The 13,549-nt window shown below is 41.9% G+C and carries 11 protein-coding genes; 6 read left to right on the forward strand and 5 right to left on the reverse strand.

Features of this window, described 5'->3' with window-relative positions:
• Positions 1-356 precede the first annotated feature (356 nt).
• From G327_RS0120630 to G327_RS27100, 3 genes are all read right to left on the reverse strand, one after another.
• Complete coding sequence (locus G327_RS0120630; RefSeq protein WP_019616707.1) at positions 357-1,526, reverse strand: PilT/PilU family type 4a pilus ATPase; 1,170 nt, start codon at positions 1,524-1,526, stop codon at positions 357-359.
• A 103-nt stretch (positions 1,527-1,629) separates the two neighbouring features.
• Positions 1,630-2,103, reverse strand: a complete 474-nt coding sequence (locus G327_RS26275; protein ID WP_051090330.1) for a type 2 periplasmic-binding domain-containing protein — start codon at positions 2,101-2,103, stop codon at positions 1,630-1,632.
• A gap of 61 nt (positions 2,104-2,164) precedes the next feature.
• Positions 2,165-2,494 (reverse strand): hypothetical protein, encoded by a 330-nt coding sequence (locus G327_RS27100; protein WP_051090331.1) that lies wholly within the window; start codon positions 2,492-2,494, stop codon positions 2,165-2,167.
• A gap of 494 nt (positions 2,495-2,988) precedes the next feature.
• Here G327_RS27100 and G327_RS0120640 point away from each other — a divergent pair, with 494 nt between their 5' ends.
• From G327_RS0120640 to G327_RS0120655, 4 genes are all read left to right on the forward strand, one after another.
• On the forward strand, positions 2,989-3,255 hold the full coding sequence (locus G327_RS0120640; RefSeq protein ID WP_019616708.1) for a DUF4212 domain-containing protein: 267 nt from the start codon (positions 2,989-2,991) through the stop codon (positions 3,253-3,255).
• Positions 3,256-3,264: 9 nt separating this feature from the next.
• Entirely contained in the window at positions 3,265-4,983 is a 1,719-nt protein-coding gene (locus G327_RS0120645; protein WP_019616709.1) for a sodium:solute symporter family protein, read from the forward strand.
• A gap of 231 nt (positions 4,984-5,214) precedes the next feature.
• Entirely contained in the window at positions 5,215-7,059 is a 1,845-nt protein-coding gene (locus G327_RS0120650; protein WP_019616710.1) for a DUF294 nucleotidyltransferase-like domain-containing protein, read from the forward strand.
• Position 7,060: 1 nt separating this feature from the next.
• Positions 7,061-7,741, forward strand: coding sequence for an exonuclease domain-containing protein (locus G327_RS0120655; protein ID WP_019616711.1), 681 nt, complete (start codon positions 7,061-7,063; stop codon positions 7,739-7,741).
• 38 nt (positions 7,742-7,779) lie between these two features.
• On the opposite strand, the gene glnS is transcribed toward G327_RS0120655, so the two are convergent.
• Both glnS and nagE read right to left on the reverse strand, forming a co-directional pair.
• Positions 7,780-9,441: a glutamine--tRNA ligase gene (gene glnS / locus G327_RS0120660; RefSeq protein WP_019616712.1), complete on the reverse strand. Its 1,662-nt coding sequence runs from the start codon at positions 9,439-9,441 to the stop codon at positions 7,780-7,782.
• A gap of 205 nt (positions 9,442-9,646) precedes the next feature.
• Positions 9,647-11,104 (reverse strand): N-acetylglucosamine-specific PTS transporter subunit IIBC, encoded by a 1,458-nt coding sequence (gene nagE, locus G327_RS0120665; protein ID WP_019616713.1) that lies wholly within the window; start codon positions 11,102-11,104, stop codon positions 9,647-9,649.
• A gap of 290 nt (positions 11,105-11,394) precedes the next feature.
• On the opposite strand from nagE, the gene nagB reads away from it, so the two are divergent.
• Together nagB and nagA are read left to right on the forward strand one after the other, a co-directional pair.
• Complete coding sequence (nagB, locus tag G327_RS0120670; protein WP_019616714.1) at positions 11,395-12,195, forward strand: glucosamine-6-phosphate deaminase; 801 nt, start codon at positions 11,395-11,397, stop codon at positions 12,193-12,195.
• A gap of 143 nt (positions 12,196-12,338) precedes the next feature.
• Positions 12,339-13,472: an N-acetylglucosamine-6-phosphate deacetylase gene (gene nagA / locus G327_RS0120675; RefSeq protein ID WP_019616715.1), complete on the forward strand. Its 1,134-nt coding sequence runs from the start codon at positions 12,339-12,341 to the stop codon at positions 13,470-13,472.
• The last annotated feature ends 77 nt before the right edge of the window (positions 13,473-13,549 follow it).

Genomic DNA, 13,549 nt, shown 5'->3' on the forward strand with positions numbered 1-13,549 from the left:
CCCCATAAATTATAACTTTGCCTGTAGTGGTAGTTCAGTTGGTTAGCCTTTTTATTTTAAAGAAAGCGGCCTGCCAAACCATGTGCCGTAGGCACGAGTCCGTCCACTCCGCCAATTTCCTTTATTCATATCTAATGTAAATCCCCTAGTAAGCAGTTTGAACAATCATTAATAAAAATAATTACTTTTCTCTATTTAAAACTTTTATTCAATAATTACCCTGTTCTTAATTCTATTTTTAAATTCGAATATTTAATCTTTCAATGCCAGCACTACTGTCGTAGATTTTTAACAGATAAACACCTGTCCAAACAAAAAAACGCCATGCGGCGTTTTTTATTGATTTAAAACGGCGGCTACTCTTTCCTGATCCATGACGAGGGATCATCATCCAGCGGAGACCCCATCGGCTCTAAACTTAAGCCACCTGTTTTCTTCGAGTTTTCTTCAGCAGCTTCGGCGATTCCGCCCTTATGCAGTTTAAACTTAAGCGCAATATTAGTGGGAGAGTCAGAGTATTTAGTTGCTTCCGCTTCAGTGATCCGCCCTTCCACGGCTAAATCAAATAATGCACCGTCAAAAGTCTGCATACCTAAGGACTTGGATTTTTCCATTACATCTTTTAATAAACCAAGTTCCCCTTTTTTTATCATGTCGCGTATTGTTAACGTGCCCATCATCACTTCAACAGCAGCGCAGCGTTTACCATCAACAGTGGGAATTAAACGTTGTGAGATAAATGACTTTAGATTATTCCCCAGATCATTCAGCAGCTGTGGACGACGTTCTTCAGGGAAAAAGTTAATAATACGATCCAGTGCCTGGTTGGCATTATTCGCGTGTAGGGTTGATATTGCTAGATGCCCGGTTTCCGAAAATGCTAACGCATGTTCCATGGTTTCACGATCCCGTATTTCACCAATCAGAATAACATCAGGCGCCTGACGCAGCGTATTTTTTAAAGCCGCATGAAAACTTCGTGTATCGACACCGACTTCACGCTGATTAATAATACTTTTTTTATGCTTATGCACATATTCGACGGGATCTTCGATGGTGATGATATGCCCGGAGGAGTTGCTGTTGCGATAATCAATTAAGGCCGCCAGTGATGTAGATTTGCCGGATCCCGTGCCGCCGATAAATAAAACCAGACCACGCTTAGTCATAATCACATCTTTAAGCACTTCCGGTAATCTTAAGTCTTCAAATTTAGGAATTTCCACTTTGATATTACGCGCAACAATAGATACTTCATTACGCTGCTTAAAAATATTAACCCGAAAACGTCCGACATTCGAAATTGAAATCGCCAGATTCATTTCTAATTCTGACGAAAATGCCGTTCTTTGCTCATCATCCATTATTGAATCAGCAATAACCGCAACTTCTCCAGGTTGAAATGGATCATTAGTCAGCGGTTTTAACACACCTTGAAATTTAGCTGCCGGCGGTGCGCCTGTTGCCAGGTAAAGATCTGAACCATCTTTACTCGACAAAATATTGAGCATTTGTTCAAATTCCATCTGTATACTCCTAATTCTTAAATTGTTCCTGAGTATCCCATTTACACTGTCAACAAAACACACTAACCATTTGATTTTTTGAGCAATCTTTTATAAACACAACCTATAAAGAAGCATCACTAACCAGCTTATTAAAAGCGTCTGTATCTTTGTGCATTTGTGCCTTGGTCGGCTCTGTTAATAATGGATTCTGCAGTTTAATAATGGTTCTACCTCTGATCGTTAATGTTTTTAATGTCTGCGAAAACTTAGCTTTAAATATAGCTTCATATTCACCATTCGCCCTTAACAAATTAAGACCTTTTTCTAGGCGCACTGCAAGCTCGGGGTTCGCTTTGTTAACAAAGTAATAAAGCGGCAGGGGGTAATAAATAATTAACTTTTTTTCTATCTCCAGTCCTTTATAACTATGCGCATAATGTTCCTGCACAATTTCATTTGCACCTCGCGAGAAACAGTCAAACCGCCCTGCTGCCAGCTGATTAAATAGAAGATCATATTTTTTTCCTTTCCATACCGTTAAACCATTTGCTTCCATTATTGCTGTATCAGGCCAGTCCTGATGCTGGCCAATCACTAATTTACTCTTAATTAAATCGTCGAGATTAGATACATACGTAAAATCAGCTTGATCTGCTCTACGGATTAGACATATACGATAGCTTAACAAGGATCCGCACCGGAATAGCAATCTCTTCTCTGTATTTATTCGGGGCAAACACTGCCACCTGTACATTACCCTGAACGGCTAGTTTTTTTATAACCCGCCCCTGCTCCATTCTCTCTGAAGGAACAATCTGAAAAGGACCGTATTCATCGGCAGTTACTTGTAATGCTCTTCTTAATAAATCCGGCACCATTGAGTTAGGGTGGGTCAGAAGACGATCCCAGACAATAATCGGTTGTGCATGCAAGTGCCGGGTAAACAGTAGAAGAACAATAATGAAACAGCGCCCAACCCCCCCCATAGTATAAGTACCTTAATGATCCGTAACTATCATAGTATGGAAGTGCTTAGTCGGATCTTCCACTATTTTTTACCGGAAGCACTTCTAAGATTCATTTTAAATAATAGAAATTACTGCATAATTTTCCTCGATTTTTCCTATTCAACAAACTGAAAAATAAAAATAGGTATTATGTAAAATTTATTTTCAAATTAAAAAATCAATTTTAAACAAAAGCCGAACTGCTCACAAAAACAGCGATTAATTAAATATTCAAGATCTCAGTCACATTTATTTATGATTAAAACATGATCAAGGCCCTCTTCATAGGCTAACAATTACACAGTTTTAACATACGATTAACATCGTCTTTTATTTGTATGCAAATAGTCTTTTATAGCGAGATTAAATTAAGCCCGAAACACAGATAACAAATTTTATTTCCAGAAGCACAACTGCATATCGAAAGTACATATTCTTACCGATAAAACGTTACTTACTTAGAGGGAAAAAGAATGAGTTTTGAAAATGAAAACAAAGCAAAAAGATACTGGAACGAGAATATAAGACTCGTTTTGTCTTTACTGACGATTTGGGCCGCCGTGTCTTTTGGATGCGGCATTCTCTTAGTTGATCTATTAAACGAAATACATTTTATGGGCTTTAAGCTCGGGTTCTGGTTTGCCCAGCAGGGATCTATGTATGTATTTGTTGCACTTATTTTTGTCTACGCGGCAAAAGCAAATGCGCTTGATGAAAAATATGGTGTACATGAAGATTAAGGAATAGCTATGGATGTTCAAACGTTAACTTATTTAATTGTCGGCATTACTTTTGCCCTTTATATCGGAATCGCAATCTGGGCGCGCGCAGGTTCAACAAAAGAGTTTTATGTTGCAGGAGGCGGCGTTCCTCCGATTATGAACGGTATGGCAACAGCTGCTGACTGGATGTCAGCAGCATCGTTTATCTCATTGGCAGGTATTGTCTCCTTTGTCGGTTATGACGGCTCAGTGTACTTAATGGGCTGGACAGGCGGCTATGTATTACTTGCTTTATTAATGGCGCCGTATCTGCGTAAATTTGGTAAATTCACCGTGCCGGACTTTATCGGTGACCGTTATTATTCACAAGCCGCGCGTACAGTGGCAGTTGTCTGTGCGATTTTCATCAGCTTTACTTATATCGCAGGGCAAATGCGTGGTGTCGGTGTTGTATTTTCCCGATTTTTAGAAGTTGATGTTGATACAGGTGTATATATCGGTATGGCGGTAGTTTTCTTTTATGCTGTTTTAGGCGGTATGAAAGGTATAACCTACACCCAGGTTGCTCAATATTGTGTGTTAATTTTTGCTTTTATGGTACCGGCAATCTTTCTATCGGTGATGATGACAGGACACATTATTCCGCAGCTGGGCTTCGGCTCTGAGTTAGTGGATGCGGCCGGTAATAATACCGGTGTTTTTTTATTAGATAAATTAGACGGATTATCGACACAATTAGGCTTTGCACAATATACAGAAGGTTCTAAAAGCATGATTGATGTGTTCTTTATCACCGGTGCTCTAATGTTCGGCACTGCTGGTCTGCCGCATGTCATAGTACGCTTCTTTACGGTGCCGAGAGTAAAAGATGCTCGAAGCTCTGCAGGCTGGGCATTGGTTTTTATCGCTATCATGTACACTACAATTCCGGCGTTAGCGGCATTTTCCCGGGTAAATATGATTGAAACCGTAAACGGGCCGGACGGTCAGGGTGTTGAATATGCACAGGCGCCAAGCTGGATCAGCAGCTGGGAAAAAACCGGCTTGATTGAGTTTGATGACAAAAACGGCGACGGTAAAATGTTTTACACTAATGGTGAAAACAATGAGATGAAAATTGATCGAGATATCATCGTCTTAGCAACACCGGAGATTGCCAGCCTGCCGGCCTGGGTTATAGCATTAGTGGCCGCCGGCGGTCTTGCCGCGGCCCTTTCAACGTCAGCAGGTTTGTTATTAGTTATCTCAACATCCGTTTCTCATGATCTGCTCAAGAAGAATCTGATGCCTGATATTTCCGATAAAAGGGAGCTGATGTTTGCGCGAACAGCCGCCGCTGTGGGGATTGTTATTGCGGGCTACTTTGGTATCAATCCGCCGGGCTTTGTAGCTGCTGTGGTCGCATTTGCATTTGGTCTGGCCGCCTCTTCATTATTCCCGGCAATAACCATGGGCATCTTCTCCAAGAAGATGAATAAAGAGGGAGCGATTGCCGGCATGCTCGCAGGCTTAACATTCACAGCGACTTATATAATCTATTTCAAGTTTGTAAATCCAGACGCTAATACGGCTGAAAACTGGTTATTTGCTATTTCACCCGAAGGTATTGGTTTATTCGGCATGTTGATTAACTTTGCAGTAGCGATAGCAGTTTGTAAAATAACCACAGCAGTGCCTGCATCCGTGCAGGATATGGTTGAATCCATCCGTTTCCCTAAAGGATCTGGAGAAGCCCAGGATCACTAATACTTTATTTAACCAAAAAAGCGCTTCGGCGCTTTTCATACCAATTCCATTAATTAAATGGTCTGTTTAGGCGTAGGAAAAATGGATGAAAGCAAGACGTTGATTGCAGTAACTAGTTATTCTAATGACCAAATCAAGAACGAAGCTAGCGTCCATTTTAACAGGCATAAATGAATAGAAAATTAGTGGATTTAGTCTCATTTAATCAATATTAACCGTTAAAGGTGTTTTATGGATGTCAGTGAACTTCAGCCTGTTCGTGATTTTGTAAGCTCATTACCACCGTTTGACATATTAAGTGACCAGTCACTACGCCTGTGCTGCATTTCGTTATCAGTTGTTTATTACAGCCGGAATGAGCAGTTTGTCGAGGTAGATGCTAATGAGCGCCAGCTTTATATAGTACGCAGCGGTGCCTTTGAAGTGCTCACCGAACAGGGACAATTAATCGACCGCATCAGTGACGGCCAGTATTTCGGCTTCAGCGGCATGCTCTCCGGTGAAAAAGTTGTTAATAAGGTGCGTATTTTAGAAGATGCATTAGTTTATCTGCTGCCGGTTAAAATATTTGATCAGTTACGTGCAGCCAGCCGTCAGTTTGATCGTTTTTTCAATCAGGCTTTTGCGCAGCGCTTACGCCATCAAGGAGCAATAAAGAGTAAAAATATTAATACCAGCCGCATCTCATCAGTAGTCTCTGCAGATTTAATCAGCATAGGCAGCTCTACAACCATCCAGCAGGCGGCCGAGTTAATGTCTGAAAAACGGGTTTCATCACTGCTGATCATTGATAACAATAAACTTAACGGCATTATCACTGACCGCGATTTACGCAGCCGCGTCTTAGCAAAAGGCTTAGACGGTCAAACATTAGTTAAACAAGTGATGACAACTGATCCTCTCACCTCCCCAAAAAATGCACTTATTTTTGAAGCCATGCTGCAGATGAGTGAAAACAGTATTCACCATTTACCTATTATCGAAGACGGCAGACCGACAGGCATGCTGACCAGTACTGATATTATGCGCAGCCAAAGCTCACAGCCGTTATTGCTAATAGGTCAAATAGGCCGTCAGAACAGCCAGGAGGAATTAATCGCAGTCAGCAGACAAATTCCTCAGCTGCTGCAGAACTTAATCAGCAGCGATGCTCAGGCACAGGAAATAGGGCGAATACTAACCTCGGTAACCGATGCCCTAACGCGCAGATTAATTACTATCAGCCAAAATGAGCTCGGCGAAGCTCCAATGCAGTTCTGCTGGTTAGCTTTCGGCTCCCAGGCTCGACAGGATCAGGTTGCGGGAGCGGATCAGGATAATGCTTTACTACTTGAATTTGAGCCGGATCCTGGAGCACAGCTATATTTTCAGGCACTCTCGCAGGCGGTATGCACGGGTTTAAATGCATGCGGTTACAGCTACTGCCCCGGAGATATTATGGCGACCAATCAAAAATGGCAGTTAAGCCTAAAGCAATGGGAAAATGAGTTCAGTAAATGGGTAAACACGCCGCAGCCGGCGGCCCTTCTAAATGCGACAATATTTTTTGATATACGCTGTATCTTCGGCAGCTACTCGCTTTTTGAATCCTTACAGAACAAAGTACTTAACAAAACAAAAGACAACGACATTTTTTTAGCAGCCATGACAGATAATGCGCTGCAGCAGTCGCCGCCGCTAGGCTTTTTCCGCGACTTTGTGCTTGAACGTGACGGCAGCGAAGTAAAAGGAATTGATTTAAAACATAAAGGCACAGCACTGATTAACGATATAACACGTATCTATGCGCTGGCAGCCGGCATTAAAGAAGTAAATACTCACAAACGTTTAGTCTTATTAAAAAAAAGCAAATTCATTAATCACCAGGATGCGCATAACCTGATTGATGCCTGTGAGTTTATTGCCCGCAAACGTTTAAGTAATCAGGGTTATCAATACAGTCATTCACAGCAGCTTTCAAACTATCTGCAGCCGCAAAATCTATCGGCTTTAGCCCGCCACCAGCTAAAGGATGCCTTTAAAGCCGTACATGAAGCGCAAGCCGGAATAAAACTGAAATTTTTAAGGCAGTTTTAAAGTGTTCAAATCAAGACTGATTAAAAGCTCTCTGCACCGGCAGTTTAAACGCAGTCAAAATGCAGACTTAAAGGCTTATTTTCAGGCACAAATTCCGTTAATCAACCTTCCTGTCAAACAGACTCCCTTGTTAGTCTTAGACCTGGAAATGACCGGACTTAACCCTAACCTTGATCAGATCATCAGCATCGGCCTGCTCCCGTTGATAGAAGGAAAAATAGTACTGGCACAGGCACAATACAAGCTGATAAAAATAAACGGCAGTGTCGGCCAGAGTGCCGCTGTACACGGAGTATTAGATCAACACCTGCAGCAGGCAGTACCGTTAAAAGAAGCGCTGCACTGGTTTATTCAACAGGCGACCGGCAAGGTATTAGCAGCTCATCACGCCCCTCTGGATCTAAGCTTTTTACAACAGGCGATAAACCGGCATTTAAATGAAAAATGCGCTTTATTTGCGGTGGATTCATTAGATATTGAACGCAGACGTATATTACGCAGGCAGGGATTTATCAAAGGGGGAGAATTACGTTTAGGAGAATGCAGGGAGCGTTATAATCTGCCCGTCTATGCGGCGCATAATGCCCTGACTGATGCCTTAGCCTGTGCCGAGTTATTACTGGCGCAGTTAGCGGCTGACAGCGGTATAAACAAGGTTAAAATCTCGCAGCTGCTGCGCTGATAACGGCGGGATATTACCCGCCGATAAAGAACCAGCTGTTAACCGGCCCAGGAATCACGTAGAGCAACGGTGCGGTTAAACACTAGATGTTCAGCCGTTGAGTCCTTACTGTCTGCACAGAAATAACCTTCACGCTCAAACTGATAAGATTTTTCAGCTTGTGCATCAACCAGACCTAATTCAACAAAACCTTGTTTTACGACTAAAGATTCTGGATTTAATGCCTGGTGAATATCTTCCGCGGCAGCCGGGTTTTCAACTAAAAATAAACGCTCGTAAATTCTAAATTCAGCAGGTTTATTAGATGCAGCATCAACCCAGTGAATTACACCTTTCACTTTACGGCCGTCACTTGGATTTTTTCCTAAGGTTTCCGGATCGTATGAACAATGAATCTCAGTAATATTTCCGCTTTCATCTTTAATTACTTGTTCTGCTTTAATCACATAAGCATTACGTAAACGAACTTCTTTCCCTAATACTAAACGTTTGTATTTTTTATTTGCTTCTTCTCTAAAATCAGCGCGGTCGATAAACAGCTCGCGAGAGAAAGGCAGTGTACGTGACCCCATGCTTTCATCTTTAGGGTGAGCTGGTGCCGTTAACTGCTCAGTTGTATTTTGATCGTAATTAGTAATAATTACTTTAACCGGATCTAATACTGCCATTGCACGCGGACCGTTTGCTTCAAGGTCTTCACGAACACAAGCTTCCAGAGAAGCAAGCTCAACTGTATTTTCCTGTTTAGTCACACCGATACGTTTACAGAATTCACGTAATGCAGCAGCCGGGTAACCACGACGACGCATACCGGAAATCGTCGGCATACGCGGATCATTCCAGGCAGTCACAATGTTTTCTTCAATTAACGCATTTAACTTACGTTTAGAAGTTAACGTGTACTGCAGGTTCAAACGAGAAAACTCAATCTGACGCGGTTTACATTCGATACTGATATTCGCTAATACCCAGTCATATAAAGGGCGGTGATCTTCAAATTCCAGTGTACATAAGCTGTGAGTAATGCCTTCAATCGCATCCGAAATACAATGCGTAAAGTCATACATAGGATAGATGCACCATTGATCAGCTGTCTGGTGGTGATGAGCAAAACGGATACGATAAATAACCGGATCACGCATTTTCATATTCGGCGATGTCATATCAATTTTTGCACGCAGCATCATAGAGCCTTCAGCAAACTCTCCTGCGCGCATACGGGCAAACAGATCTAAACTTTCTGCTGTCGGACGGTCACGAAACGGGCTGTCTTTACCGGCAGATGTCAGGGTACCGCGATACTCACGAGTTTGTTCGGCATTTAGCTCACAGACATAAGCTTTGTTGTTTTCGATTAATTCAACTGCGTAAGCATAAAGCTGATCAAAATAATTCGATGAATAATGGATATCACCCGCCCATTTAAAACCTAACCAGCGCACATCTTCTTCAATTGCAGCGACATAATCGGCATCTTCTTTGAGCGGATTAGTATCATCAAAACGCAGGTTACAGGCAGACTGCGGATAGTCTAAAGCCAGACCAAAGTTCAGGCAGATAGATTTAGCATGACCGATATGTAAATAACCGTTTGGTTCAGGTGGAAAACGTGTCTGAATCGCCTGGTGCTTACCAGTTTCAAGATCCGAATCGATAATATTACGAATGAAATTGCTTGGGGCCGTTTCAACCTGAGTCATTGCTTACCTCTAAAAAAATGTAAATCACAAAATAGTGGGCAATCATCGTATATTCTAAGCAGAAGCTCAAGGGAAATAACAGGAAATAAGAAAGGAAGTTATAGAGAAGAAGGATGTCAGACAATATACTTAAACTGTACTTTCTATAAGTCAAAAAAAAGCACTCCGAAGAGTGCTTATATAATTATCTGCTTATTAAATAAATTTACTTAACAGCTTTCATACGGTTAGCAATACTTTCTGCCTGCGGACCAATAATAACCTGCAGGTTATTTTCACCCAGCTTAACAACTCCCATCGCACCTAAAGCTTTAAGTTCAGCTTCGTTAGCTTCACTGCGGTCTTTAAGAGTCAGACGTAAACGGGTAATACAAGCATCAATCACTTCAAGGTTATTGATTCCGCCTAACGCTGCAACATATTGAGTTGCCAGTTCACCGGCATCTTCTGTTGTTTTTGTTTTCGGCGCATTTTCTTCTGCATCTTCACGACCAGGAGTTTTAAGGTCAAGACCTTTAATAACCGCTAGGAAAGTAAAGTAGTAGATTGCGAAGAAGGCAATACCCTGAACAATCAGCATATACCATTTAGTTGCTAACGGGTTTTGTGAAGAAAGCACTAAATCCACAAGACCTGCTGAGAAACCAAATCCGGCCATCCATTCCATAGAAGCAGCGAAGAATACTGAAACACCAGAAAGAACAGCGTGGATGACATAAAGAACGGGTGCCGCAAACATGAATGAGAATTCAAGAGGCTCTGTTACACCGGTAAAGAATGAAGCAAGTGCAGCTGCTAACATGATAGACGCAACTTTCTCTTTATTTTCAGGTTTAGCTGCTGTGTAGATAGCAAATGCCGCACCAGGAAGACCAAACATCATGATTGGGAAGAAACCAGCCTGATACATACCTGTTTTACCAATGATTGCTGTACCTGCATCAATACCTGTCTGACCGCTTAGGAAGTTAGGAATATCATTAATACCAGCAACATCAAACCAGAATACCGAATTAAGTGCATGGTGCAGACCAACTGGAATTAATAAACGGTTAAAGAATGCATAGAGACCGGCACCAACTTCACCTAGACCAGAAATTGTTTCACCAAAGTGCTGCAGACCACCAAAAATCATCGGCCAGACAGCCATCAATATGAACGAGACCAGAATCATTACGACTGATACTACGATCGGCACTAAACGACGCCCAGAGAAGAACGCTAAAGCTTTGTGCAGTTCAACTGAAGAGAAGCGGTTATATAATTCAGCAGAGATAATACCCACTAATATACCCACGAACTGGTTGTTGATTTTGTTGAATGCGAAAGGTACTTCAGAAGCAGGAATCCCCTGGATCCCAGCAACAGCGCCAGGCGAAAGTAAGGTCGTTACCACTAAAAAGCCAACTAAACCAGAAAGTGCAGCTGCACCGTCTTTATCTTTAGACATACCGTAAGCAACACCAACCGCAAATAGGATTGACATGTTATCGATTACAGCAGCGCCTGCTTTAATTAAAAATGCAGCCAGTTGTGACTCACCGCCCCAGCCGTTCGGATCAATCCAGTAGCCAATACCCATTAAAATTGCAGCTGCAGGTAAAACTGCAACGGGAACCATCAGGGCTCTACCTACCTTTTGAAAATAACCTAGAATATTCACAACTAGCTCTCCTTTAATTGTTTGCGTATGTGATAATTATGTTTGCGTATGTGATAATTTAAAATAGTGTATCATTGTCAAAATGTATCGCTATGACATTTACACAACACGATTCAACAAATCTAATCTGGACTCTAAAGACTTTATTTCTCGGCGCAAATAAAAGCCCCTGGTTTTGTGACTACTGTCACTTACAAGGGCACTATTTTCACGATTTTTGTGGCATATTGCCCCAACTTAATTTACGCTACGCATTAACTTAATAACTAATTTAACAACCGGAGAAAAAAATGCGCCTAATACCTCTTAAAAATGCATCGAAAGTCGGCTTGTGGTCGGCCCGCTATATTATTAATGCAATTAACAAATTCGCACCAACTGCAGAGCGCCCGTTTGTTCTTGGTTTACCAACTGGCGGCACCCCGCTGGCAACTTACAAACGTCTAATAGAACTTTATAATGCAGGTGAAGTAAGTTTCAAACATGTTGTAACTTTTAATATGGATGAGTATGTCGGCATCGAACCTGCTCACCCGGAAAGCTACCACAGCTTCATGCATAATAATTTCTTCAGCCATATCGATATTCAGGCTGAAAATATCAACCTGCTTGACGGCCTTGCAGACGATTTAGAAGGCGAATGCCAGCGCTACGAAGACAAAATAAAGAGTTACGGAAAAATCAATCTGTTTATGGGCGGTATTGGTCTTGACGGACATATCGCATTCAACGAACCGGCATCTTCATTAGCTTCCCGTACTCGTATTAAAACACTCACACCGGATACTCGTATCGCCAACTCCCGCTTTTTTGGTAACGATATTAATCAAGTACCTAAATTAGCATTAACAATCGGTGTTGGTACTTTACTGGACGCGGCAGAAATTCTGATCCTGGTAACCGGCCATAATAAAGCGCAGGCACTTGAAGCTGCGGTTGAAGGCAGTGTAAACCATCTTTGGACTGTTTCTGCACTGCAGCTTCATCCAAAAGCAATAATAGCATGTGATGCAGACTCGACGATGGAGCTTAAAGTTAAAACGTTAAAATACTTCACCGAACTGGAAGCTGAAAATATCGGTAACTTATAAACCGTATTTGCACAAAATACTCAATAATACGTTATTGAAACACTCCCCTGTCGGCCGGCATTTAAATAAAAATGCAGTGCTCTAATAGAGAGCATCAGGAAAAGCTGTCAGGGAGACCTTTTATACTAACGGAGAAGTTTGTAATGTACGCATTAACCAATTGTACAGTCTACACAACAGATGCTGTTTTAACCGAACATGCAGTTATTGTAGAAGATGACAAAATTAAGAATATTATCCCGCTCAAGCAGCTGGATGCGGCGGTTGAAAAAATTGATCTTCAGGGCGCAAATCTAACTCCTGGCTTTATCGATCTGCAGCTGAACGGCTGTGGCGGAGTGATGTTTAACAGTGCGGTTACAGCCGAAACACTTGCGGTGATGCAGACGGCAAATCTTAAATCAGGCTGCACCAGCTATCTGCCGACATTGATTACTTCATCAGATGAAGATATGAAAACTGCTCTGCAGGTAACACGCTCTTTTATCAATCAGACAGAAAATGAAATCTTAGGTCTGCATTTAGAAGGGCCTTACTTAAGCATTGAAAGAAAAGGCATACACCGCCCGGAGTATATTCGTAAGCCGCAAACCGATATGGTTGACCTTATTTGTGAAAATGCAGATATTGTCAGCAAAGTAACACTGGCACCAGAAAACACCCCCATTGAAGTAGTTAAACAGCTTAGTGAATCTGGTATTGTTGTCTCGCTCGGACATACCAATGCCACTTATGCTCAGGCAAAAGCAGCGATCGATAACGGCGCAAGCTTTGCCACTCACCTGTTTAATGCAATGACTCCGATGACAGGCCGTGAAGCCGGTGTAATTGGCGCTGTCTATGATAACGATATCTACGCAGGTATTATCGTTGACGGTTTCCATGTTGCTTACGAAAATGTGCGCATTTCGAAAAAAATAATGGGCGAAAAGTTAATTTTAGTAACAGATGCAACGGCTCCGGCAGGTGCAGATATCGATAAATTCGATTTTGTCGGTACAACTGTTTATTACAAAGATGGTAAGTGTTTCGGTGCCGACGGTACTCTTGGCGGCTCAGCTGTGACTATGATCGAATCAATCGAACAAAGTGTTAAGTTTGTCGGCATTGAGCTTGAAGAAGCAGTGCGCATGGCAACATTATATCCAGCCAAAGCGATCGCAGTTGAAGACAAACTCGGAAGCATAAAACCAGGAAAAATTGCAAACTTAGCAGTTTTTACTAATGACTATAAAGTAACAGGTACTGTTGTGAACGGTGTATATAAAGCATCTTGAAGCATAGTGTGAAATAACAAGCTGTTAATATTTTTTCGAGCTGCGGGAGCATCCTCATTATTATATTTCAGCTTGAT

It is taken from the genome of Psychromonas ossibalaenae ATCC BAA-1528 (genome assembly GCF_000381745.1).
Lineage (GTDB): Bacteria > Pseudomonadota > Gammaproteobacteria > Enterobacterales > Psychromonadaceae > Psychromonas > Psychromonas ossibalaenae.